This is a genomic window from Solibacillus daqui (assembly GCF_028747805.1).
GTDB lineage: Bacteria > Bacillota > Bacilli > Bacillales_A > Planococcaceae > Solibacillus > Solibacillus daqui.
Genome location: NZ_CP114887.1, coordinates 1,877,245 through 1,902,950, shown reverse-complemented (window position 1 = coordinate 1,902,950; position 25,706 = coordinate 1,877,245). Strand labels below are relative to the sequence as shown.

The 25,706-nt window shown below is 34.0% G+C and carries 26 protein-coding genes; 3 read left to right on the top strand and 23 right to left on the bottom strand.

Annotated features, from left to right (window positions below):
• Window positions 1-122 precede the first annotated feature (122 nt).
• The 4 genes from O7776_RS09170 to O7776_RS09155 form a co-directional block, all read right to left on the bottom strand.
• Complete coding sequence (locus O7776_RS09170) at window positions 123-572, bottom strand: hypothetical protein (RefSeq protein ID WP_274310288.1); 450 nt, start codon at window positions 570-572, stop codon at window positions 123-125.
• Between the two features lie 61 nt (window positions 573-633).
• Window positions 634-1,581, bottom strand: a complete 948-nt coding sequence (locus tag O7776_RS09165; protein WP_274310287.1) for an alpha/beta fold hydrolase — start codon at window positions 1,579-1,581, stop codon at window positions 634-636.
• Window positions 1,582-1,671: 90 nt separating this feature from the next.
• A protein-coding gene (locus tag O7776_RS09160; protein WP_420802120.1) for an IS3 family transposase occupies window positions 1,672-2,813 on the bottom strand; the annotation gives its coding sequence in 2 pieces (ribosomal slippage) (window positions 1,672-2,540 and window positions 2,540-2,813; 1,143 coding nt in all).
• Window positions 2,814-2,954: 141 nt separating this feature from the next.
• A complete protein-coding gene (locus tag O7776_RS09155; RefSeq protein WP_274310286.1) occupies window positions 2,955-3,899 on the bottom strand; it encodes a hypothetical protein in 945 nt (314 codons plus the stop codon).
• A gap of 598 nt (window positions 3,900-4,497) precedes the next feature.
• Between O7776_RS09155 and O7776_RS09150 the strand changes: the two genes are divergently transcribed.
• Window positions 4,498-5,352 carry an effector binding domain-containing protein gene (locus O7776_RS09150; protein ID WP_274310285.1) on the top strand — a complete coding sequence of 285 codons (855 nt, stop codon included), beginning with the start codon at window positions 4,498-4,500 and terminating at the stop codon, window positions 5,350-5,352.
• A gap of 432 nt (window positions 5,353-5,784) precedes the next feature.
• Here the strand turns inward: O7776_RS09150 and O7776_RS09145 are convergent, their stop codons facing one another.
• The 7 genes from O7776_RS09145 to O7776_RS09115 all read right to left on the bottom strand — a co-directional run bounded on the left by O7776_RS09145 (window position 5,785) and on the right by O7776_RS09115 (window position 12,471).
• Complete coding sequence (locus tag O7776_RS09145) at window positions 5,785-6,162, bottom strand: DUF4181 domain-containing protein (RefSeq protein ID WP_274310284.1); 378 nt, start codon at window positions 6,160-6,162, stop codon at window positions 5,785-5,787.
• A 457-nt stretch (window positions 6,163-6,619) separates the two neighbouring features.
• Complete coding sequence (locus tag O7776_RS09140; protein ID WP_274310283.1) at window positions 6,620-6,748, bottom strand: GNAT family protein; 129 nt, start codon at window positions 6,746-6,748, stop codon at window positions 6,620-6,622.
• Window positions 6,749-7,574: 826 nt separating this feature from the next.
• Window positions 7,575-8,132, bottom strand: coding sequence for a cysteine hydrolase family protein (locus O7776_RS09135; protein ID WP_274310282.1), 558 nt, complete (start codon window positions 8,130-8,132; stop codon window positions 7,575-7,577).
• Between the two features lie 175 nt (window positions 8,133-8,307).
• Window positions 8,308-8,832 carry a GrpB family protein gene (locus O7776_RS09130; RefSeq protein ID WP_274310281.1) on the bottom strand — a complete coding sequence of 175 codons (525 nt, stop codon included), beginning with the start codon at window positions 8,830-8,832 and terminating at the stop codon, window positions 8,308-8,310.
• Window positions 8,833-9,024: 192 nt separating this feature from the next.
• Window positions 9,025-9,474: a GNAT family N-acetyltransferase gene (locus tag O7776_RS09125; RefSeq protein WP_274310280.1), complete on the bottom strand. Its 450-nt coding sequence runs from the start codon at window positions 9,472-9,474 to the stop codon at window positions 9,025-9,027.
• A 239-nt stretch (window positions 9,475-9,713) separates the two neighbouring features.
• Window positions 9,714-10,331, bottom strand: a complete 618-nt coding sequence (locus O7776_RS09120; protein ID WP_274310279.1) for a hypothetical protein — start codon at window positions 10,329-10,331, stop codon at window positions 9,714-9,716.
• A 634-nt stretch (window positions 10,332-10,965) separates the two neighbouring features.
• Complete coding sequence (locus O7776_RS09115) at window positions 10,966-12,471, bottom strand: thiol-activated cytolysin family protein (protein ID WP_274310468.1); 1,506 nt, start codon at window positions 12,469-12,471, stop codon at window positions 10,966-10,968.
• 989 nt (window positions 12,472-13,460) lie between these two features.
• Between O7776_RS09115 and O7776_RS09110 the strand changes: the two genes are divergently transcribed.
• Window positions 13,461-14,843 (top strand): SMI1/KNR4 family protein, encoded by a 1,383-nt coding sequence (locus O7776_RS09110; RefSeq protein WP_274310278.1) that lies wholly within the window; start codon window positions 13,461-13,463, stop codon window positions 14,841-14,843.
• A gap of 218 nt (window positions 14,844-15,061) precedes the next feature.
• On the opposite strand, the gene O7776_RS09105 is transcribed toward O7776_RS09110, so the two are convergent.
• The 3 genes from O7776_RS09105 to O7776_RS09100 form a co-directional block, all read right to left on the bottom strand.
• The gene (locus tag O7776_RS09105; RefSeq protein ID WP_274310277.1) at window positions 15,062-15,496 is read right to left on the bottom strand and encodes an NUDIX domain-containing protein; all 435 of its coding nucleotides are present in this window, start codon (window positions 15,494-15,496) and stop codon (window positions 15,062-15,064) included.
• A gap of 358 nt (window positions 15,497-15,854) precedes the next feature.
• Window positions 15,855-16,142, bottom strand: coding sequence for a TIGR04104 family putative zinc finger protein (locus tag O7776_RS20325; protein ID WP_420802161.1), 288 nt, complete (start codon window positions 16,140-16,142; stop codon window positions 15,855-15,857).
• A gap of 137 nt (window positions 16,143-16,279) precedes the next feature.
• Entirely contained in the window at window positions 16,280-16,636 is a 357-nt protein-coding gene (locus O7776_RS09100; RefSeq protein ID WP_274310276.1) for a cupin domain-containing protein, read from the bottom strand.
• 715 nt (window positions 16,637-17,351) lie between these two features.
• Between O7776_RS09100 and abc-f the strand changes: the two genes are divergently transcribed.
• Entirely contained in the window at window positions 17,352-18,800 is a 1,449-nt protein-coding gene (gene abc-f, locus O7776_RS09095; protein WP_274310275.1) for a ribosomal protection-like ABC-F family protein, read from the top strand.
• 366 nt (window positions 18,801-19,166) lie between these two features.
• Here abc-f and O7776_RS09090 read toward each other — a convergent pair whose 3' ends face one another.
• From O7776_RS09090 to O7776_RS09050, 9 genes are all read right to left on the bottom strand, one after another.
• Window positions 19,167-19,424 carry a DUF3953 domain-containing protein gene (locus O7776_RS09090; protein WP_274310274.1) on the bottom strand — a complete coding sequence of 86 codons (258 nt, stop codon included), beginning with the start codon at window positions 19,422-19,424 and terminating at the stop codon, window positions 19,167-19,169.
• Between the two features lie 190 nt (window positions 19,425-19,614).
• The gene (locus O7776_RS09085) at window positions 19,615-20,073 is read right to left on the bottom strand and encodes a GNAT family N-acetyltransferase (RefSeq protein WP_274310273.1); all 459 of its coding nucleotides are present in this window, start codon (window positions 20,071-20,073) and stop codon (window positions 19,615-19,617) included.
• A 230-nt stretch (window positions 20,074-20,303) separates the two neighbouring features.
• Entirely contained in the window at window positions 20,304-20,759 is a 456-nt protein-coding gene (locus tag O7776_RS09080) for an AraC family transcriptional regulator (protein ID WP_274310272.1), read from the bottom strand.
• 260 nt (window positions 20,760-21,019) lie between these two features.
• Window positions 21,020-21,676 (bottom strand): CPBP family intramembrane glutamic endopeptidase, encoded by a 657-nt coding sequence (locus O7776_RS09075; protein WP_274310271.1) that lies wholly within the window; start codon window positions 21,674-21,676, stop codon window positions 21,020-21,022.
• Window positions 21,677-21,699: 23 nt separating this feature from the next.
• Complete coding sequence (locus tag O7776_RS09070; protein WP_274310270.1) at window positions 21,700-22,272, bottom strand: TetR/AcrR family transcriptional regulator; 573 nt, start codon at window positions 22,270-22,272, stop codon at window positions 21,700-21,702.
• Between the two features lie 23 nt (window positions 22,273-22,295).
• Window positions 22,296-22,814, bottom strand: a complete 519-nt coding sequence (locus O7776_RS09065) for a hypothetical protein (protein ID WP_274310269.1) — start codon at window positions 22,812-22,814, stop codon at window positions 22,296-22,298.
• A gap of 296 nt (window positions 22,815-23,110) precedes the next feature.
• Complete coding sequence (locus O7776_RS09060) at window positions 23,111-23,674, bottom strand: GNAT family N-acetyltransferase (protein ID WP_274310268.1); 564 nt, start codon at window positions 23,672-23,674, stop codon at window positions 23,111-23,113.
• Window positions 23,675-23,975: 301 nt separating this feature from the next.
• Window positions 23,976-24,533, bottom strand: coding sequence for a cysteine hydrolase family protein (locus O7776_RS09055; RefSeq protein WP_274310267.1), 558 nt, complete (start codon window positions 24,531-24,533; stop codon window positions 23,976-23,978).
• Between the two features lie 182 nt (window positions 24,534-24,715).
• Window positions 24,716-25,588 (bottom strand): GNAT family N-acetyltransferase, encoded by an 873-nt coding sequence (locus O7776_RS09050; RefSeq protein WP_274310266.1) that lies wholly within the window; start codon window positions 25,586-25,588, stop codon window positions 24,716-24,718.
• Window positions 25,589-25,706 lie beyond the last annotated feature (118 nt).

The window sequence follows — 25,706 nt, the reverse complement described above, 5'->3', positions numbered from 1 at the left end:
GTTATTCAAATAATGCCCCCGTTAGCCATCCATGAAGCGCAAAAATCACCACTTCACCACAGAGAATAAAAGATTATTACGTTCTTTCATGGGAGTTGAACAACATAAATAGTTTTATAAAATTAACGATTTAAAAGTGATGAGAAATCATAAAAAGTATTTAATACTTCATCACCTAATGGATGAGCAAATTCTTGAGTTTTTAAAGGTAATATCCCTTCCTTTTCAAGTTGTTGAAGATATTTTTGAAATCCTATAATAATAGCTTTGATATACTCTTTAAAATTAAATTGATATTTAAATATACCATCTGGATAATGGCTTATATGTTCAATAAAAATGTTTGTTCCATCACTGGAAAATATATAGTAATCAGAGTTTCCATGACAATCCAATCTTTCCTCACTGATTTCTCCTTTATATAGAGAGGTAAGTGTTGAAAAAAAATGTGGGATAGCAATAAAACCTATACCTGATTTAAAACTAAATAACTGTGTGTCACTCGAAACGTCAAATTGAATATCTCCACCACTGAAACGAATATCGATAATACATTTATAATTAGAATCCATATAATCTACCTCCATTAAAGTTTTTTATTTCACTAACCTGCCCCGTTAGTTTAATAAGGAATTATTCTTTAATCATCCAAGTTATTGATTCAATAATAATATATGGTCTATCAATATGTATTGAATGACTTGCCTCTTGTGCTATTATCAATTTACTATTCTGAGAAAGATTAATTTGATTCATAATTAGGTCTTGCCACTTTTCTTCAAATAATCTTAACTCCGACTCCGGTAACCCATCCTCGATTCCCAACCTAATATTATGTTCTTTATCTCGACCAATTACTATTAAAGGTACATTAGGAAATTCCCCTAAGTTCTTTATAGTATCTGCGTCCTTCTTCCAGTTGCTAATTTCAGAATGCATTGCTTTGTATAACGAAGGATTGATCTGGAAATTTAATAATCTTTGTTGTAAATCAAAAGGGAGTTGTTTTTGTTTTTTTGAAAGAGTAGGATTAATTCTTTCTCTTAATTCTTCCTGATTCATAAGAGAATAAGTACCACCTTTCTCCATCCAAATCTCATCGGTTGAATCTTCATTTAAAACTGGTATATCCAATTCGTCTAAGTCCTTTAAATCAACAGAAGTTGAATCTACTAATACTATTCCTGCAACCTTTTTAGGATGCTCTTTCACAAAATGCTGAACACATAAACCACCATACGAATGACCAACTAATAATACAGGTTCAAGTATTCCAAGTAGAAGCATCAACTCATTTATTTCGTTTACGACCGCCTGTGTATTACGGACTTCATTTCGAATTTCACTCTCACCAAGTCCAGGTCTATGAAACATTATTACTCGATTAAATTTACTTAATGGCTCGATCACATTGTACCACTCATCAAATGAGCAATCCATCCCTGTAAGGAAAATTATCGGTGTACCATTTTTCCCTTTTTGAAGAATCTCAATTTTATTATGATTAATTGTTAAGAATTCACTAATTTTACTCACCCCTTGCTTAAACTTTATTATTGATAGAGATATGTTCTTGTTCAACTAAACTGCTGCGTTAGTTCAATAAAGAAAAAAAGAGCTGCATATGCAAGGCACTGACTACCCTTTTTGAGACAAGAATAAAACACCCTTTTATGCAGCCAATTGACGGTATTGAACCGGCGATTGGCTGTTTAGTTTCGTTTGAATACGGATATTGTTATAATAAGTAATGTATTCTTCGACAATCTGTATCACACGTGCGTTCGTTGTGCGATAGATATCGTCGAGATAGAACGTTTCAGACTTTAGCGTGGAATGAAACGATTCGATTGGGGAATTATCAGCTGGCGTGCCTTTGCGGGACATGCTCATGGTAATTCCTTTTTCTTTGGCTGCTTTTTGATAAGCATAGGATGTATAAACGGAGCCTTGGTCACTATGCAGAATGCATCCTTCTGGTAGCTTAGGCAATTGATAGAGCGTATCCAACACAAAATCAGTGTCTTGTTTGATACCAGTAGTTTGTGCCACAATTTCGCCATTGTAGACATCGAGAATACTAGAAAGATACATCATCGATTGTCCAAAAGGCAAGTACGTAATATCCGTGACTAGCTTCTCCATAGGCTTAGATGCTGTAAAATCGCGTGCTAATAAATTCGGTGCGACGTATGCTGGCTGCCCGGTACGCTTCCGTTTCTTCACCTTTACTTTACATTGCCAACCATATTTTTGCATAACACGCTGCACAGTCTTCCTACAAACTCCTGGGTACAGATTAGCAATCTTTCGATAACCATATCGAAATTTATTCTGTTTGCACAAGTCGCCAATCTGCTGATCTCGAATCTCCTTTTGTGTGGATTGATCCACATCCTTTCTCCAACGATAGTATGACGAGCGACCTACGCCTAAATGACGACAGATTTCACCAATTGGCATAACATCTTTTAATTCTTCAACTAATTGAAGTACTACTTTTGGCGCCACTTCCCTTCCAATTCCGCGTACTTTTTTAAAACTTCAATCTGTTGTTTCAACTCTAGATTCTCTGCCTGTAGCTTGGCTGTCTCACTTTCAAATTCCGGTCCTTTGCCGAAGGCATATTGTTTACCAACTGGTTGTTTAAGACGGTGCATTTCACCATTTCGATACCAATGCATCCATCGCTTCAACTGCGTATAGTTTCGAATGTCCAATTCTTCCATTACTTCTTTTACCGGTACGTTAGCCATTCGCATTTCAATTGCCTTCATTTTCACTTCTACTGGATAACTGACTCTTGTTCCCATAGAAAAACACCTCCACATTGATTATTTCAGGTTTAAGTCCCCGTTATTCAATGAAAGGTGTTTTTATTTGTCTCATGTTATTAGGTCAGTGCCCAACTCAATGACCTTCAAGTAAAGCCCCCGTTAGTTAAATAACAATTTTCACTCAAGGTAACCGAAAGACTTTAGCTGCTTATATCTATTAACAGCAAGAATCCCTTTCCAATATTCCCTTGCTACTTCGAAGTTTTCTGGGTAGCTTCCCCAACTCCAAGAAATATCCCAAAGTCCATCATTAGTTATTTGTTCTAAGTAAAAATCTAGGTTTTTTCCCACTAATGGACCAAACCTTGAACATAGCGGATGATTAGGTTTATCAATAAAATCCAATGGAATAGCTTTATAGCCGTGAATCCAAGCAGATGTATCCCTATCCACGCATTTTTCAGCGAGATCCATAATTTTTTCAGAAACCACTTCAAAAGAATATTCTGTTTTATCCTCAAAGTTAGATTCATGAGGTCTAATTATTTTAATAAGTTGCTGAAAGTTGTTTATTTCATGTCTATCCATTTCGCTCTTATTCATTAAATAATTTACCGCTTTACCAATCGAACTCCAACCAACTTCGGCAGATTCACTTTTCTCATTGGACCAATGCACAAGAAATGCAGCTAATTCTACCCCAGGATTAAACATCCAATTTTCTTGTATACCTTCTTGCCAATGCCACCACGGTGCATGAGGATACTCATTGTTCTCTGGTAACACGGTATCCCACATTCCCGTTTCCATATGATTAGTATTTATTAGATAGGAAATCATAGATTTAACCATTGGTTCTTCTTTATCAGCACCAATGTCCATTAGTATTTGACCTGCTTTCCAGGTAGCCATTGGAGATGAATGTGGTAACCAAAAATCTGGCTCTATTCCATTCCCAAAGCCACCATCCTTGTTTTGGTAAGTTTTTAACTCTGCAAGAACACTTTCCTGGCTACCATTTTCAAACTCATATTCAAACAAAGAACGCTCTAATCCTCTAGTTTTTGTTTTTATAAATACTTTCGCCCTATCAAAATTATTACTAATAGCAGCATTCCCCAATTATAATCTCTCCTCATTTTTTCAATTATGTGGTGATTTTTTAGTGTTTCCGAAACTTCCATTTTCTTCTTGGTACATAACTAATAATTCTACTCGTTATTGATGGATTCCTTCTTCAATTAAACTGCTGCGTTAGTTCAAAAAGAAAAAGCTCCCCCTAAAGGCAGCCTTGTTCTGCTAATCACCCGTTACTTTATGTACATCTTTTCACAATCTTTTAGGTATTTAAAACGAAAACCCAAGAAAGTAGGGTTCTTCTAATACATCTCTATTTTAAGTCTTTTTTTGCCAATTCTTCTTTTCCACTCATTATATTAAACGCCCCATTGAATGATCGAAGGATTTCGAACGCTACTTTTTTGCTATACCTGTGAGATTCTTGCCGAATCAGCAAGTACTGCCCCCCAGTGAAAAGCTGGTAGATTCTTATTACACATTACTTATGTATTTTATTTCAATAAAACTTTTAGGATACCCCTTTATTTTGGTAAATTAAAAGATAAAATTATTTATAGAAATAAATCCTGACAGAACAGAGCATTTAAAGACAGGTATTTAAAGTGAAATAATTTTACTATTTAATTAAGGAGGAAATAGCATGTCAGCTTGGTTAGAATCGTTACAAAAAGCAATTAACTATATCGAAGAAAATTTATTAAAAGAAATTTCGATAGTGGACATTGCAAATGAAGCAAACTCTTCTGCATTCAATTTTCAACGAACATTTGGATTATTAACGGAGATCTCAGTAGGTGAATATATTCGGCGGAGAAGATTGACTTTGGCAGCAGACGAGTTAAAAAGAACAGACAGTAAGATTATCGACCTTGCATTTAAGTACGGCTATGATACTCCCGAGGCTTTTTCAAAAGCCTTTAGGCGTCAGCATGAGGTTTCACCAAGTGATGCTAGGAAAAATATTGGCAAGATCAAATCATATAACCGCCTCGTAATTGAGGTGAGATTGAAAGGGGCAGAACCAATGAAATATCAAATCGTAGAACGTGAAGGCTTCAAAGCAATAGGTGTAAATAAAGAATTTTCACTTGAGAACAATGGCAATTTAATTGGAATCCCTAAAATGTGGGATGAATTAAATGGTGATGGCACTACTGACAAGCTAGCACAAATTAATAATGGACAAATTAAAGGAGTTCTTGGTATTTGTGTAGCAAAACCTAATGAGAAAATTGACTATTGGGTTGCTACAGAATATGCAGGTGACGTTCAAGATGGATTTGAAGTAATCGAACTTCCAGCTTCTAAATGGGGTGTTTTTGAAGTACATGGTGCAATGCCTGATGCAATGACAAAAGTTTGGAAACAAATTTTTTCTGAATGGTTCCCTGCTAACGGATATCAACATGCAGGTACTCCAGAGTTCGAAATGTATACAGAAGATGATCCATTCAGTCCAGATTGCTATTCAGAAATATGGGTTCCATTAAAATAATTTGAAATAAATGTCCCATTAGTCGACGCCAAAACGACTAGTGGGATTTTTGAATGGAGGCTAGATACCCTTTCCGAGTCTAAATGGAGTGTTATCAGAGACCTAATGAGGCAAGGAGGCTTCATCTTTGAGTAAACTAATATTAATATAGACAAACTGTATCCTACAAAAATAAATGATACATTGGGAATAAATAAACCTGGATTATTCACCGTTTTTTGGCTTGTCTGTTTGCCTCATTGTCTTTTCACACATTGATGCTTATGACAAAATTTGTAGCACTGCTTCGTTAGTTTAAGTGTAACATTTCAAAAAAGGATCGCCGAAATCCACATAATGTTTTGGATGTAAAAATAGACCTTCGAAATGATAGTCTTGTTTTACTAAAGCACCCCTTTAGTTTAAGTACATTCTTTCACAATGCCTAATCCGTTAAGTAACTACTTCACCCAAAAATTGAAGAACGTACTTTATATTATACAAAAAAATTACCCCTAAAATTAGAAAAATAAGTGTAGTAACATATTGTTTTGAGTTCTTCAGATACTTCCACTCAAGGATAGACTGAAAACCTAATAAGGCTGTTAAATAGAGCATCCAATACCATTTCAGAACATTTGTTTCCTGTACAACAAAAAACGGAAGAGTACATAAAAAGATAACCAAAATAATGCCTCTTCCCCATTTGTCCACTTTTTTACCTGAGGTTTCAGAAATCTTCTTCTTTTCAACACCAAGTAATTTATTTATTATTTTTTCTAAGAAGAAAAGGAAAATTGTAAGAACAATAATTAAAATCAAAAACCTCACAATTAATCCCCCCATTCATCTCTATGTATTCTTTATTAAGCCATAATATTTCCAGTTATCTAGTTTTACTAAACTGCTTCATTAGTTCAATAAAGAAAAAAGGGCTGCATATGCAACTCAATGATCTTCAAGTAAAGCCCCCCGTTACTTTGAAATGTAATATTCCGAAAGATGTATCTACTGCTGACAAAAAATACAGAGTACATCCTAGGGAGATCATTACATCATATTTGGAATAAAAACTTCCATAAATAAGTAGTAGCCTAAAGCCCCAACGACTAAGCCAATAAGGATTATTACAATCAATAAATTTTTAGTTTTCATGATTTTCACCTCACCTAAATTTTAACAAGAAAGGTTCATTATTGATACTCTATTTTCAAGATTGACTAAACTGCTCCGTTAGTTTAAGTATAATCATTCACATACTAAAGGGACCGTCAGTCAAATTGTGGAATTACCCTTTGATTTGATTCCAATCTCTTTTTAACAAAGAAAAAGAGTAGTGGTCATAATACTTACCCCTAAATAAATGCTTATCTCTGTAAACCCCTTCATTTACTGGATAACTGACTCTTGTTCCCATAGAAAAACACCTCCACATTGATTGTTTCAGGTTTAAGTCCCCGTTATTCAATGAAAGGTGTTTTTATTTGTCTCATGTTATTAGGTCAGTGCCCAACTCAATGATCTTCAAGTAAAGCCCCGTTAGTTGAACAAGAAATGCTCCCCTAACGAGGTAACTTACATTTGGGAACGTTATTTTATTGAGATTGGATAATTATGTACCTGATTGTTGTTTGTTATATTTCCTTTTTTTTTAATTTAATAATGAAAAGAATTATGACTAAAATCATCAGAAATAGACCTATATAGAGTAGCCCCGTTCCTAAGGGATAATTTATTGCATACTCTTTTTGAAAATCCAATAACTCTTTACTACTTAAAAAATTAATATCTTGTATAGGGATAAGGACAATTTGTAATAGAAATCCAATCACTATTAAACAAAACGATAAAAAACTTATGCTGAAAAGTGTTATCTTCTTGAACAAAAATCGCATAATATCACCTCAATATTTTGGCTATTTCTTACATAGACGTTTTCACTAAATAAAGGTTGTTCGATATCAAAAAGCTTCCAAAGCGTCGTTTGGGAAAGTTGTTGAAATGCTTATTACACTAAAGCCCCAGTCGTTTTCGTAGTATGCTTTATCTAATCAACTAAACTGCCCCGCTAGTTCAATAAAGAAAAACAGAGCTGCATATGCAACTCAATGATCTACAAGTAAAGCCCCCGTTAGTTGAACAAAAAATGCTCCCCTAACGAGGTTTTGTTACCTAACTTTTATTTGGGAACGTTTTATGGATGTGATATTGTATAACGATGCACTTTATTATCTAAAGCTCATCTAGCGATACTCATTATGAGTAGGTTGAAATAAATTCTCGGCAGCTTTTCTAACCACTGAAAAATTATCAACATTATAATGCCCATGAAGGATTTCATTATGATGATTAATAATCTGCTCGGCTGTTAAAGATTGAGAATCCGTCGTTGAATGACCATCCTCCACAAGCGTGACATCAAAACCACTTACGGTTGCCATTCTAACTGCTGTATCAATACAATGCTCTGTCTTGCATCCCATCACAACAAGATGCTTAATCTGGTTATCTTGTAAAAATTTCAATAATGGCGTCCCGTAAAAAGAATTCGTCGCCTCTTTATCAAATATCGTTGCCTTTGCTGGAATATCAATATCCTGATGAACCTCGAAACCCTCACCACTTCCTTCAGCAACATCTTTGTCTCTTATGAAAACGACTAAACTATTTGAAAGCATTGCCTTTTTTATCACTGAATTAATATTATCTAGCAGAGTAGACTGGTTAAAAACGGCTTTTTCTTTTTCGTTACCATCAATCAATTCTTGTTGTGCATCGATTACTAATAAAGCCTGGTTCAATAAAAAACCCCTTTTCAATTAAAGTTATTCTTCCATCATTTAAATCGTAAATTTAATTATATAGAATCACTCTTTAAACTTACAATAATTACCTTCGTAAGTTCCCAAAACGTCGTTTGGGGACCATTTGAAACCCTTGTTGCACTAAAGCCCCCGTTAGTTTAATAAGAGATGTTTATCCACTGTACTTTTCCTTCATAGCTATTTCGATAATAGTTTTAATAAACGGTTCTTTCTTCTTTGTATATGTTGGTCTATCGAACTTATATTTAGAAGCAAGTTCTTTTTTTAATGAAGCATACTCTTTAGCTACATGGGGGTGTAACCTAAGATAATCTCGGAACAATAATTTTTCAATCCACTCACTACTATTAATTTCACAGATATGCAGATGACAAGTACCTTGACCCCATAATCCCTTCCTAAAAAACCTTCTATCTTTAAAATCAGGTTTATGAACATATTCATATTCAATTTCACTAAGAGGAATAACAAAGTTGGATACTTCATCTAAATCTTGTACCCCAACAATAATATCAATTATTGGTTTCGCTTCTAATTCCTTTATAGAAGTGCTTCCAATATGTTCAATTCCAACAACTTTATCACCTATAACATCAACAATTCTTTTTTTCTCATATTCAATTTCTTTTTCCCAATTAACGTTATAATCACTAAGATTAACAATTGGTTTCCTCATGTTGTTCCCACCTATAAAATAATACTTCTAAATCTATTTCTATAAAGCTTCGCGAAAACCTTCTTCAACAAAACTGCCCCGTTAGTTCAATAATTTCAAAAAAAATGAACGTTAATCCTTTTTGGATCAACGCCCCCAATAGTTGAAAAATAACTCTAACTTTTTTATCACTATAATAACTAATTACATCATTTATTGGGATATCCATTCATATTGAATATCAGGTAAATTTTCTTCATTTTCATGACCTCTACCTATAACTTCAAATCCATGTTTTTCATAAAATCGTTGTGCATTTTCATTTACTTCAAATGTGTACAATGTTAATCTTCCACTTGATTGTGCTTTAACTTTATCTAGTAATTTTTGACCTATTCCGATTCCTTGATAATCTACATGAATATATAGTTGGCTTATTTCCCGTTCATTATATGCAATTACTCCAACTACCTTTTCATCAATTAACGCTAAATCTATTTGAAACTGTTCAGGTAATATTTGATCTAAAGAGTAAACGTGATTTTCAAAACTGTGAATTTCTTTTTGACCAATAGCCCGTTCCTTACTATCTCGCCACATATCCACTGTTTGTTCAGCGTATTTGGAGTTATACTGAGTTATTTTCATTTTGTGTTGGTTCACTACAATACCTCCCCAAGTTTTGTTTACTGCTTTATATGTTGTTTTCTTGTTATATATACGATGAATACTACCTATTGCAGGTATTTTAGATAGGAATTAGATTTCCCTTCGTCCACTAACCTGCTCCGTTAGTTTAAGTGAAATCATTCACAATCTTTTTTACCTCAACAAAATCTAATCCTCTAATGTGTAGGGGTATATTTTTTCGCTGTAAAGTACTATCTCACTTTTTAAGTTATTTATTTCGGGACGATACCTAGCAACCTTTTACCCATTAACCATATTGCCAGACCAGTTGCCCACAAGATCAGGGCAGAGCCAAAGCCTACCACAGACATAAATGCATTTATTTGATGTTCCCCTAGTGTAACCTTCGCAGGCACAAACAGTAATGTAATAATAGCAAGTAAACAAAGGAGTGCACCTGTAAAATAATAGAGTCTAACTTTAAATAAAGGGGCCAATGGGATAAAATGAACACCGACAATAATAGCTATTAAGACAGGTATAAGTTCAGTGTGACGAGTAGCGTTACAGACAGCAATCGTAATTGCTATAGCCAAACCCTCTGCCGCGAAAATAATGTTAAACCAAAACCTCATATGTGTCCCACGCTTTAAATCTGTTTTTGAAACTTGTTCCGTTAATTCTCGCGATGCACGTAATAATGAAACACCGCAGATGAACAGAGCTATACCTATGGTAACAGCAGCAACTAACAACAATGGAACTCCCCAGCCTTGCAATCCCATAATTCCTGTGTTCGCCCACAGAGTTCCGAAAAACGCCATGAAAAATACACCAGATGCCGTTCCGTGTACTGCGGATCTAGGAATAGTTTTTGATGTTTGTGTCACAAATAAAAACCTCCTTTTAACCTAAGTATTTGTTCATTGCAACCGCATATCAACTTACCTTAGTATAAGAAAGTTTATTCGTAAAAAAATCCGATATACCTTTTTATATTTATATTCAGGTGGGCAAATTACTGAACCATTTTGCCCCTTTACCTCTATATGCCGTATTCACTATATGACCCGATTGTTGTACAAAGATCAACCAGGAATCTTCCACTAAACTGCTTCGTTACTTTAAGTACTTCTTCACAATTTCTCTCAATAATTACCATAACTTTTGAAGTTCCCTAATAAATAATAAAAGGATGTAACCACCCACAATGTCCCTAACGCTTCTGTAAAGAGCTTATAGCGAGCGGTAGTTCCCTTTCCGCTTTTATAGATGAGGTAAACTCTTTAGTTTTCTGTGAGAAGTCTACATCAAATAATCCTTACTTTTCGATCGTAAAAAAATCCTCCATTCAATTGAGTTGGAAGATATCCCCTGTACTATATTCACATAATTTTCAGGGTAATAAAAAAGGGATTCTGCATCAGTGACCGAAGTCCTGACCGTATCCCTAATTTCTATCAAACCCCTTGTTCTTATTTATTTTTGGACACTTTTTGGGCAACTTCTGAACATGAATAATACCTAATAAATACTACCTGTTGGGTATAATGTAGTTCCGCCAATCGAAACTTTTATTTCATTAGATAATGGAACATTGTATTCATCAATAATTGTTCTCCACCAATCCCATGCAAGACCTGTACATTCTCTTGCATAAATTCTAATATTTTTTGAATTAGGCGGTAGTGGTATTACTGTAGAGAAATGAGCTGTTTTGTCTTTCCAGCTTCCATCCCAAGTTTTATGGGATAGTACTTCTTTTCCATTCTCATCATATGAAAATTCATCCCAGGCTACTTCAAATTGAGCAACATATGCACCATAATGATCAAGGATGATACTGCCTTTAGAATATTCTGTAGCTGTCGTCTCGATATAATCTGTATTGTTATGAATAGCAGCAATCGAATTATCCTTTAAGAAAACACTTGTATATGATATTGGGTATGCTGGATTTTTGAGACTAAATTCTGCATTATCTTTAATTATTTTTCTAATATCATTAAAGTCTTTAGAGACAACCTGGTTATGCGCTTGTGAATCTCCACCTAATACTACAGCAGTAAAGGAACTTTCTTCAAAAATATCTTTGTACTGTCCACTAGTTTCTACATTAGTATTGATATCCTTCAGTAATGCTTTAAAAGCAGCTTGTACATCCTTGCTTTTAGAGCTTGTTTCTAATTTCACATAAATTGTTCTGCCATAAGCTACATTTGACACCATAACGGGAGGGGCATCATTACTTACCCCTTTACGAGTTAACTCTTCAAAATGAACACTGTCATCAAATAGGTCTGATGGATTGTTAGGTAGTTCTGCACTGACCGTATAAAATATTTGTTTATACGCCGCAACCATCACTTTTTTCTCTCCATTTGCAATCGCATTAAAATCAATCCCCAGTGAATTGTCGAGAACATTGGCGTTAACATTCAAAGTGCTTGCTATTTGAGATTTGCTATAAACCATAGATTCTGAATATTGTAATCTTGCAGGTAAAGTATGCGTTGTTGAATATTTTTCACTCCAAGTAGATACTAACTCATCTACTGCCCCAGATACATTACCATATGTTGGATTACCCACAGTCATAGTATTTTCTCTTTTCATGCCAGGTAAATCTATGCTAATATTTAACGGTTTTCTTTTGGCAATCAATAAACTTGGTTGATTGTCTACAAAAGCTTGGTTTGCAAGTTGTAATGCTCCTGGATAGGTACGATTCACCATAGAATCAATAATTGAAATATCTACTGGTGAAGTTGTAAGTGATTTTTTGTTACGTTCAACTACTATAAATTTATCATTTGAGTTTATACCTTCTTTTGGAACAAAACTATTAATCTTATCACCTTTCACTGCTAAAACTTCGCTGTTATTGTAGTTTAAGTTTGCTATACCAGTATCAATGTCATTAGGTTTACTTGTTTCACTACCTAAAGGATTATCAAGTGTTTCAGCAAAGGAAATAATCGGATAATTTATAATGCAAAAACAAACAGATAAACTTACTAATAATTTCATTACTTTAAAATATTTTTTATTTCCCAAAAAACCCCTCCTTTTTTAGGAAATTATACCACAAAAATATTTTGTTTAAATATAATAGTTTAGTCTCATATTTTAAATACTTGATAGCTAATAATTAGCTATATATGACATAGTCAGATATTAAATTTTAATTACTCTAGTCGTAACGGTTGCTGTCAAAGTCTCGCATACGCCAAGGAGCCATTTTCCGAGCATTGCTTTTTAGTCAGGGCAAGGGATTGATAGAAATCCTTGATTGTACGAGATCGATAACCACTTACTTGCATTTGATTAATAATTGTTCAAATCGCATCTGTAAAGAGCTTATAGGAAGAAGTAGTTGTTTTCCCCCTTTTAATCGAAGCGGTTTACTCTCTAGTTGTCAGTATGAAATACACCTCAAATAATCCAACTACTATATTCACGTAATTTTCATGGTAATAAAAAAGGGTTTCTACGTCAGTAACCGAAGCCCCGACCGAATCCCTTGTTTCTCACAAATCCTATTATCTTTTAGGTGAAAAATTTTAAGATAGCACCTTAGACAAGTCGTGGGCACCAATAAACCCTACGCAATACAATGAATAAATAAAAAAGCCTTATAACCGTTGTGGCTGTAAGGCTTGATAGTACGTCCCAGGAGGGAATTTGACATTCGCATAGAACCTTGGTTTTACTGGTTTTTCACTTGGGTTGTGTAGAACATGTGTAGAACAAAAAAATATGAATATTTATTCTACATTTATTCATGCTCCGGAACAGAAACACAAACTCTATAAATGCCACTTTACGATAGCAATGTTACCTTTATGTACAAATTTCTATAACTTGTGCAAATGCAAATAAATCAAAATATGAATCCAGCATAATTGTAACATATAGGAAAATTCTAGAATCCTTCATTTAAAGATGTTACTATTTTAAAGGTAGGGGCTACCAGATACTTATATAGTTATTTTCTAAATAATCATTTGGAGGTAGAAATGGAACAAAAGCTTATTGATCAATTGAACGAGTGGCATGAAGTAGACGAACATCAGCGAATTATCGATTCGCTTTCACAAATTCCTGATGAAGAACGAGACTATGAATCAATCAGCCTTTTGGCCCGAGCCTATAACAATTTGGGGCTTTACAAAGAAGCGCTCTATCAATTTGATAAAATTTCTGAGGCTGGCAAACAAGACTCTCTATGGCATTATCGGGTAGGCTTTGCTCTTTATCATTTAAAGCGATATGAGGAAGCAGCTCAAGCCTTCAACAGGTCTGATCAATTAGAGCCTGGTGTTAAAAGTACCGAGTACTTTTTAAGAACGAGTACTCATAAAGCGAAGAAGCAGAAAAATGAAGAACACCGGCTTGCCAAGAAGCAAGCTTACTTCGAGCTTGGCGGTTCCGCAGCAAAGGAGAGTCCTTTTTCAGATATGTTTCTAACTGATTTCTGGGAGGACAGCGGGTATGCTAGAACATCCTATCAATCTGAGCCACCGACGGATGAACTAATCGCTTCTATAGAAAAAGAGCTTTGTTATAAGCTCCCCTCCTCTTATATTCATCTAATGAAGCATCAGAATGGCGGGGTGCCGAAGAACACCTACTTTCCAACACAGGAACCAACTTCCTGGGCAGAGGATCATATTGCTATTACAGGGATTATGGGAATTGGTCGCGAGAAAAGCTATTCGCTGGGCGGAGATCTGGGCAGTCCATTTATGATTGAGGAATGGGGATATCCTGATATTGGCGTGGTGATCTGTGATTGTCCTTCAGCCGGTCATGATGTCGTTATGTTAGACTACCGAGCATGCGGTAAAGCTGGTGAACCTGAAGTCGTTCATGTCGATCAAGAAGATGATTATGAGATTACCTTCCTTGCCGATAATTTTGAAGAGTTTATAAAAGGCTTAGTGAGCGAAGAACAATATGATACTTCTGAAGAAGACAAAGAAGAAGCCTTGGATAAAGTTGCGCACGGTAAATTTTCTCCCCTGCTGGAGGAGCTGTGCACACCAGTAACCGAAGTGGAACAGGTTGAACAGAAAATCCGCAGTATATGTACACGGATTGTTGAAAAAAAAGGTCATTTTTCTTTTCATGCAGATGAATTATCGTATGTCATGTATGATGTGCAGTTTTGGTTATATACGAAGTCGTATCCGGACACCAGTCGTGATCAATATGCGGCAGCATATCAAAACATAATCGCTTTTGGCGGAGAATTCGGTCAAGGCGGATATGGCCCTTCTTTTATTACAGATTGGCTTGATCATCGCATCGAGGAAGGACGTATCGTACAGAATCACGGGACTATTCGCTTTACCAATGCGTTTGCGAAGGAAGTAATTAATAAGTTAAATGAAGGCTAATCACAGATTAAATTGCAGATTAGGTTCATCTCTAATAATGAAAAGAGCTCGCTTTCAAAGCGGGCTCTTCTTCTTGTCATCTTTTTTGGGTCTTCAGCATTCATTATTTTAGTGGCGGTTCCGCTTTAATCTTTCATTCCCCCACTCACACTAGAATGGGTGTATTGCTATAACTTTCATTTGGGAACGTTTTATGTATTTTGTTCTATATTAATTGATTATAAAATATTTAAGTACTGTTTTATTAAGTATAAATGATGTTCGTGGAAAAGATGCTCTTCTAAATCATTAAAATCCACCCAACGCATAGGTTCTTTTTCGATTGGTTCTGCAATTTTTTCTAATAGTTCACACAAGAATAATAATCCGATATTATGTTGAGAGTCATTGGGATATTTTTTAGAAACCCAATGTCTTTCAGCCTTTCCAATAAACTCAACGATTTGAATTTTATGACCTGTTTCCTCAATGCTCTCTCTTAACAACGCAGATTGAGGAGATTCATCTTCATCAATACCCCCACCAACTAAAAACAAATATCCGTTCAAATCTTCAACACACAAAAATTGTTGTTGGTCATTTTGAATAACAGCATAGGATCCAGTTCTTTTCCAATAATTCAAGTTATAATTACGTATTCCAAAAGTTTTCATTTTCGACCTCCGAATTGTAATTTTAAATAAATATTATATCATTAAAATGATTACCAAAGCGTTGTTTGGGAAAATTTTCTAAATGTTTGTTGTACTAAAGCTCCCCGTTAGCGAAAGATTTGCTTTCTGTAAAATCACTCTGATAATACTATTCTTCAAAGTAATCAGATTTTAAAAAAGGATTAACTCTAATTTCCCTTAAAAAGTATTTTATGGATGTATGCTTATTTAAGTATTCTCGTTTAGGAATTAACACTTCCCTTTTAAACGCTTGTGTAGTTCCTTGTCAATATTAAAAGCTGACTATGAAACTCAATGATCTTCAAGTAAAGCATCCGTTTAGCTTAAGTACATTAGTTCACAAAGACTTCTTATAAGTAACAAAAAAAGGGGCCAACAAAGAACCAATTATAAAATGAAAAAGAGCTATGCCAAGTATCAAAAGACCATTGCTATAAGGGGGCAGGGAATAAGCTAAGATGAGCATTGGAAGAATAGTAAAAGAGACAAAAATTAATCTGCTTGGGGCTGTTATCTTATGTGTTGTATCGCATTCGTTACATTTAATCGGTTTATAATTCCGCCAACAGGTTTTAGAGATTTCACTCCAACTGAAATGTGCATTGCATTTCTCACACTTTTGCATAGCTAATCACCTCCATTATAATTTCTAAATCTTCTAAGGTATTGATTTATTAACCTGCTGCGTTAGTTCAATAAGATAAAAGAGCTGCCAAGCAACTCAATGATCTTCAAGTAAAGCCCCCGTTAATTCAACAAAATCTATTTCTTTAATGACATAAATAAGGAAGGATTTAACTCAACACTTTCTATTACAATAGCAGTTAATCCTTTATCTGATTTCGTTTCATGCCATTCATCTTTTTCCCAAAATACAGCATCTCCAGACTGAACTTTAAAATATTCTTCTTTATCATTACGAACATACCCTTCTCCTGTTATTATTACCAAAAGTTGAGATACTACTGCTTGATGGTACCCTACAACGCCATTTTCATCTAAGTGCATATATCCTATATTAGTTGCTTTATCTGTTTGAATAACACGAGACATAATAAAATTTGAATTAAATTTTGAAATCTTCTTACCACTATCTTTACTAAATTTATAAAACTCCATTTATGTACCTCCAAAAGGATTAGTATATATAACACTTATTCAACCACGTTGAACAATAATCCTTTAATTCTTATTAAGCAAAACTCCCGTTAGTTCAATAAGAAAAAACTACCCAAAAGGCAGCCTTGTTTTGCTAAAGCACCCGTTTCTTTAAGAACATTTTTTCACAAACTTTATTGATTGCTAAATACTCTTCATTCATCACAAGGTTGATGCTCCACTTAAAAAACACTTATTTATGATACTGTTTTTCGGGCCTAGTTTAAGTACGACTTTTTACTAATACAAACATGCTGATTTCTGGTTCGTTATACAAGCAACTATTGATACAGGACCACTAATATTGACTATTTCCCCGAAAACAGATTATAATAATAGTAATTTATTGGAAAGAGGGATTTTTTATATGTATTTATTACGTTTACGCTAAGCTGGCAATGAAAAAGCAATACCCTCTAAATTGGGACTTTTTTTGTCATGCCTTGTAAACGAAGAAATACAATAGATTATCACTTTTTTACGGGTGATTTCTATATTTTTTCGATGCAGGCATAATAAATGTCTGCTTTTTTATTGCGTTTTAGACTTACTTTTTTTAGGGAGGACTATAACTATGCAGACGCTTCTATTCTTTTAATAATACGAGCTGGATTACCTAATCCACTCGTATCGATAAGCTATCGATACGAAATAAACTATTTCGGAGGTAGCGAATATGGAAAACATTAGCTTTGAGCTTAAAAATATAAATGTACAATTTTTAGAAAAGGATATCTTAACTATTCCACATTTAGCCGTTCATCAATTCGACCGTATTGGTATTGTTGGAAAAAATGGTGCTGGTAAAAGCACATTATTAAAACTATTAGCCGGAGAACTAAATCCACAGCAAGGTAGTGTATCTACCCATGTCGATTTTTATTATTTTGAGCAAACGAACCATGCACTTGTGCAAGATAATTTAGATGTAGCACTTCAGCATAAATTACATGCGGTTGATCCTTATAGTGGTGGTGAACACACGCGTCTGAAGCTCGCACAGGCATTTAGCCATTACTATGAAGCAATATTACTCGATGAACCGACAACCCATTTAGATAAAGACGGCATACGCTTTTTACAGACACAATTTGACTATTATTACGGGGCCATTCTCTTAATTAGCCATGATCGCTCGATACTAGATGCACTTGTCACAACAATTTGGGAAATTGATGAAGGCAAAATTACTGTTTATAGCGGTAATTACTCAGATTATGAGGCACAAAAGGAGCTTGAAATACAGCAGCTGCATGCCGCATACGATAAATACATGCATGAAAAAGCACATCTGGAAAAGGCTTCAGCTGATAAAATGAAAAAAGCTGCAAAAATCACACAATCAAATACTAAGTCGAAGAAAGAATTAAATACAAAGGCGAACCGTATGATTGAAACAAAATCTAAGGGAACGAGCCAAAAATCAGTGCATCGTGCAGCAAAAGCGATTGAAAAGCGCATTGAACAGTTACAGGTTGTCGAGCAAGTTAAAGAAACCATGTCCATTCAATTCCATCAATCAAAAGCATTAGAGCTTCATAATAAATTTCCGATTATGATTCAAAATATTTCACTAGCTATCGATGGGAAATTTCTATTACAACAAGCTCAGTTACATGTTGGTTTACGAGATAAAATTGCCTTGATTGGTCCAAACGGTAGTGGAAAATCTACACTATTCCAAGCAATCGTCGATGGACATGAAAGCATTGATGTATCACCAAAAGTGAAAATGGGTATCTTTTCACAGCTTGCTTATCAAAGCCTACCTAATGAAACGGTTGGGCATTTTTTAAACTCTAGAAGCGATTATAGTGATACTTTTATTCGTAGTGTGCTACATCATATGCAATTTAAGCATACTGATTTACAAAAACAAATTTCTGTTTTAAGTGGTGGAGAACGTATTCGTTTACTTTTAAGTGAATTATTTATAGGTCGCTATAATGTCCTCTTGCTAGACGAGCCAACAAACTTTTTAGATATCGCCACAAGGAAAGCACTCGCTAACTTTATACATGAATACGACGGCACAATTATATTCGTTTCACATGATGAATATTTTGTCGAACATGTTGCAACTCGAATTGTGGAAATCAAGGAGCAATCGTTAATAGAGAAGTAAAAATATGCATTAAAACTTACGATCATTCTAACTAATTTAAAAATCTTTATTTAAATAAATGAAAACTTAATAATAGTACAAAATCACCTAAAACCTTTTAAAACATGGGTTTTAGGTGGCTCTTTTGTAATCATTATCTAAGCATGTTCCATATAACTAGGTTTCTATCTTGATTAGAACTGAAATAAAACCGCACTTACTTATGGTAGGGTTCACCGAATCTAATAATTAAATTTGTTATAAAAATAAGATTCCTTATTGCACTATGTGCTCCGTTAATTTAATAAGAAAAAAGATCTGTTTAATACAGCTCAATGTTCTTCCAGTAAAGCCCCCATTAGTTGAACACTACTCCACTACTTCAATTTAATTAAACATAATGCCTTCAACTGCAACGAAAAAAATGTATAACGAAATGCATAAACAGATAGTACCCCACAATAAATTCTGAGTTCTTTTATATTCTCGTAAACCCATTATAAATAACGTTACACTTAGAAGTATTAACATCAATGGTAGTAAGTTGTAGTTTTCCGTAACCTTGCCGTAAATACCAATTAATATAACAAGAACTGCAAAAAGAAATTGAAATAACATTAAAATGTCAAATTTTTTTGCTTCCATTTTTATACCTCCAACTGATAATCTGTCACCTTCAAAGATACCTAATTAAACTAAACTGCTTCGTTAGTAAAAAAGGCTCTACTCCTTATTGAAGTAAAGCCCCCGTTAGTTGAAGAAGAAAAGTGAAGCGTATGCAACAATCGCGCCCTTATGTGGAACAAAAAATTCTATACTAGTTTAGAAAATCCCTTTAACTATCTACTCTTTGTGGGTTTTCCCAGTATATAAAGCCATCCTTAGAATAAGTTCGACTCATTCCTATCTTTTCAAGGACTCTTATTGACGCTACATTCTCTTCAGCACACTCCGCGACTATTTTATCAACCTGGTTGGAAGAAAGGGCCCAATCCTTAATACCATTTACAGCTTCTGTTGCAAAACCATTATTTTGATAATCAGAATTAATTCCATAACCTATTTCTACAGTCTTTTGATCGTTTGGTTTCCCTTTAAAACCCACATCTCCTATAACTAAGTTGCTGTCACAGTGAATGACAAACCAAACGCCCCAACCGATAGATTTAATATCATTTTTTAACTCCTCTAAATGCATTTCAATGTGTGGCCCCATTTCATACTTATCAGAAAAAGCATTATAGCTTTCCGCAGTACAAGGAACGATTAACAAACGATCAGTTTTGATTTTCAAATTATGCCCCTCCCAATTTTAATTAATTTTACCATTTAAAATCTACAGATTCCATTACTGCTTATTGAACTAAACTGCCCCGTTAGTTTAAGTGAGAAACTTTACAATCTTACTCTATATTTCAACAATATGGCCCTTTAACTAAAAGATGCATTCCTAAATAAACGCGCCCTATAGTTGAATATCATTACAAAGCATGTCTTTTAGAAGCTCTTAGGAAAACCACCCTTTTATTTTATAGGTACGCAGATTTCACAAAGATGATTATTAACCATTTTGACTACATACCTTTCGAGGATTGGTCTTGCTTCATCAAATTGATATCCTTGTCTTGATAACTCTGGAAAAATTTCAATCCACGCTTTCTGAACTGCTTCTGCTGTATGATTAATTTTAAAAACAGCATATTTTCCTCCAGCAATATTTCCTTCTCTTACATTGCCATCAGTTACTGAATAGTCGTTTGAAACAACTATGCAGGTATCATAACGACAGTTTTCGGGTTTAGTAGTTTCAGGATTATCCTGAGCAATTCCAAGAATTATTGATTCGTCATTAAATATGTGGTTAGATTTTGCCCATTCTTTTAACTTTTCCATTGTTTGCACATTGTTAATTCCATAAGGGCCAATCTGCCTTATGTAAGCAATCAGATATGCTGGAATCTTTTCAATTTTGACATTCATAAATCTCATCTCCTCTTATAACAATATTTACTTCACTACAAAATTATCATGTTATAAAAAAAGAATCATCAGAATTTTTAAACTCAGTATCGTATCTAAATTACTATAAAGTTTACTCCATTAAATGTCCCTTTATTGAAAAAGCACTTTCCTTATTCCAGGAAAGCGCCCATTTCTTGAAGATCATATACTGAAATAAACAAATTTAATCTTCAAAAAGTCGCATTCACTGTATAATGTTGACAACAAAAGAATAATTATTACATCGAAGGTGGTAGGTATATATTTAAGAAAGTTAGAACACTCAAATTCCCTATATCTACAATTAAATGAGATAAAATAACAAAACGCAAACTTTTCGTTTTTAGATATGTAATTGACCACACTATACCAGCTACTGATAAATAGATATACAAATGATAAGACTTATTTGCATAAGAAAATACTCCCCACATTAATGGATGGCTAATAACAAACAGTATAGTTGTATATAGAATCGCAAACCATTTAGGGAATTTAGTTAATAAGCCATCGAATAGGACACCTCGCCAATAGTATTCCTCAAACCAAGGATTAATTATTGCAAATAGGAGCCAATAGAAAATCAACCAAACTGAATTAAACATATGGTAATTCATTATAAGAATAGTTAAAGGAAACATACCGAATAGCATTGTTATTGTTACCCAAAAAGGAGCCTTCTTTGACTTTTGAAACCAATCACCTAGATTTTTGTTGCCTTTAAAAGTCCAGATAGAAAGACCAAGCAAACTCCAATATACTATCGCTAGAGGAATCCAAGCCCATTCACCAATAAAATGGGTAAAAGTTGTTGCTGTCAAAAAGCCTAATAATATAATGAAAAATGGTGAGGTGAACAAACACCAAAATTTCATATTTTGATTATGTATCCTCATTAAATACCTCTTTCTCTAAAAAATTATTTAAATATTTTAATGATCAATTCAGCTTCTGGAATCGGACATTCAGCCCACTGCAACTTATTAATGGCAAAACCTTGAATAAAAGCATAGTAACTGACGGCTAGTTTTAGTGGATTCTCTTGAATAATTTCATTGCACTGTTGTCCCTCTATGATTAGAGGTAATAAGCTACTAAATGGCGATTTGAATTCCTTTGAAGTTAAAAGTTGCTTCACTTCTTCAGTAATAGTGTCAGATGTACTAGCTTGTATCATAATTAAAAATAATAAGATTTGTTTCCCCTCCGATAAACTTTGGAGAATCTGATCTGTATTCCATTTAATTTTCCCTAATGGTGTGCCTTCTTGATGACGTGCCTTTTCTATAATCTGAACAGAACTTTCCGCAGCACGTTGGACTAAAAGCGTAAATATTTCTTCCTTTGATTTAAAATAATGGTACATTAGCCCGTAACTTAAGTTGGCTTCTTTAGCTATCTCACTGATTTTTGATGCAACCATTGCTCTTCTTGAAAATACCTTTAATGCAGCATTTAATATTTCTTCACGTCTTTCCCCGCGCAGTTCCAAATTTTAGGTTTCGGTTCTTAGCATTATAAAACTTCATCTTTCCACAATAAGTTTCCATTACTATCAAATGCTTCAATCTTCAATGGGTCTGGTTCTCCAGAATGTGATTCTTCTAAGGTATCAAAGGAAGTAAACCAAAATCTCAATCCCTCTTCAGTCTCAATAATTTTTGCTTCATTCTCCAATGTTCTTTGTTTTACTATGACTTTTATTATTTCCTCAGTAGTAATCACTCCTGCAAACATAGCTATTGGTATGGTTGGGTCATTATTCATCGTCCAATCAAATTCATCTTTTGGTTTTAATTCTGCATTACTACTATGAGTCCAATCCCCTGTTTTATCTGACCTGAAAGCTATACGAAACCCTGTTTCATCCTTATACAAGATAATTTCCCCATTTTCAAAATTTTCCTCATAAATAATCTCGGTTGATTTTGGATATGGTACGTTTTCTATAAATTCATCAGTAATCTTAATTGTTTTGTTAGAACAGGATGCAAGTATTAATATGATTGTAGAAAACAAAAAGAATATCTTCATCTTACTATCGCTCCTAAAAAAATCTTACTATGTATGTGCCGATAGAAATCAATCCATTATTGTACTAACCTGCATCGATCACTTAAGTACAAACTAAAACACAATACTATCATTACCATAAGTATTCAATTCTTCTTGATATTCTTCCTCCATTAAATGGCCTCAAAATGGAAAAAAACACTTTCCTTATTACAGGAAAGCGCCCGATTGTTGAAGTTCGTTATTGAACTAAAGCACCCCGTTAGTTTAATTGCAATCATTCACACACTAAAGGGAACGTCAGTCTAATTGTGGAATTAACCTTTGATTTGATTCCAATCTCTTTTTAACAAAGAAAAAGAGTAGTGGTCATAATAATTACCTCGAAATAAATGCTTATCTCTGTAAACCCCTTCATTCTTAAATCCTAGCTTTTCTAATAATTTTATAGAATTGACATTTTCCAAAGCTACAAATGCGTTAATTCTATTCAGTGCCATATTATTAAAGCCACTTTCAATAACACTTATCACTCCCTCTTTCATATATCCCTGTCCCCAATATTCGTGCCATAAATCATAGCCGATCTCCGCTATATTGTTCGTCCTGTCCCAACAATGAAATCCACACGTTCCAATTTGTTGATAATTATTTTTTTCTACTAATATCCACCGATTAAATCCCTTTTCTTCGGGATTTGAATTCCATTCAACAAACTCTGTAGCTTCTTTTCTAGTCGTAAACAATTCTTCATCATATAAAAATTCACATACTTTTTCGTTGCTGAAGAGTCGATAAATAAAGTCAATATCCTCTTTTCCCACATTCCGCAAAATCAATCTGTCAGTTTCTAAATTAGGGAAATTACTATGTACAGTCAATTTAAGCACTCCTTATGATAACTAAATTAGGAACGTTTATTCTTAGATGAACAACGTTAAATCTTTACGTCTTTAATATTTCGGCAGTCTTTAAAATATACCTTCTTATTCAACTATCCTGCCCAGTTAGTTCAAGAAAGAAAAAAAGAGCTGCATATGCAACTCAATGATCTACAAGTAAAGCCCCCGTTAGTTGAACAAGAAATGCTCCCCTAACGAGGTTTTGTTACCTAACTTTTATTTGGGAACGTTTTATGGATGTGATATTGTATAACGATGCACTTTATTATTTAAAGCTCATCTAGCGATACTCATTATGAGTAGGTTGAAATAAATTCTCGGCAGCTTTTCTAACCATTGAAAAATTATCAACATTATAATGCCCATGAAGGATTTCATTATGATGATTAATAATCTGCTCGGCTGTTAAAGATTGAGAATCCGTCGTTGAATGACCATCCTCCACAAGCGTGACATCAAAACCACTTACGGTTGCCATTCTAACTGCTGTATCAATACAATACTCTGTCTTGCATCCCATCACAACAAGATGCATAATCTGGTTATCTTGTAAAAATTCCAATAATGGCGTCCCGTAAAAAGAATTCGTCGCCTCTTTATCAAATATCGTTGCCTTTGCTGGAATATCAATATCCTGATGAATCTCGAAACCCTCACCACTTCCTTCAGCAACATCTTTGTCTCTTATGAAAACGACTAAACTATTTGAAACCATTGCCTTTTTTATCACTGAATTAATATTATCTAGCAGAGTAGACTGATTAAAAACGGCTTTTTCTTTTTCGTTACCATCAATCAATTCTTGTTGTGCATCGATTACTAATAATGCCTGGTTCAATAAAAAACCCCTTTTCAATTAAAGTTATTCTTCCATCATTTAAATCGTAAATTTAATTATATAGAATCACTCTTTAAACTTACAATAATTACCTTCGCAAGTTCCCAAAACGTCGTTTGGGGACCATTTGAAACCCTTGTTGCACTAAAGCCCCCGTTAGTTGAATAAGGATATTGCTTTCCCTAACCAAAGATTTGTGCAGCAATAGCAAACAACTCTTTATTCCTATGTGGCATTTTAATAGAGTTCTTTATCATTATCGGAGGATTACTAACTTTAATAAATCCACTTTTCTCCAAGAACAACATTAACTCGTCAGTACTGGATGTCACATCAATCCTTAACTTTCCTTGATGATTAAGAACTAACCCATCGATTATTAAAGCAGCTGTTTGTGAATCTGGTGCTACAATAGGTCCTATTAATAGATTTACTGGACCTAATATGGATAATCCAAATCCAATAATTTTCCCCTTTAGATTTCTAACAACTAAACATTGTTTTGATTGATTTATCCTGTTAAGAAGTAATTTTCTCCTCTTATCACCAAATGCAGCAGAATCTAATTCAATAATTTCATTAATATCTTTCTCTTGGTATTTCTCTAAGGTAATTTCTTGAGGATTATTAAACAATTTAGTTGGAATATAATTATCACTTAAATATTTATGTACAGAATCGACAGTAATAAAACCCAAGTTTTCATATAAAGGTTTTCCATCCTCAGTTGAAATTAACATTATTGAGGTATTTTGAGAAACACTGTCTATACACTCCTGAGTAGCCTTCTTCCCTAAGCCTAAACCTCTATATTCTTCATTTACAATAACCATACCGATTGAAGCTAAATCAGTATCATAAGGTATTATTGCAGCACTCGAAACAATTTTCCCCACAGCATTTTTATGACCGTATATTTTACCAGATGACATAACAGTTCTAATTTCATATTCATCATAATCCCAGCCGACTGATGTAGAAAGTTCTACTAAGCCTAAGACATCATATTTATCAAATTCCACTAATTTTAATACTGTTTTATTGTCTGTATACATTAGAAATCCCCCTATTTCATTTCTATTCTTATCATAATTTACCATCTATCCTTGTTCAACTAAACTGCTCCGTTAGTTTAAGTGAAATCATTCACAATCTTTTTTTACCTCAATAAAT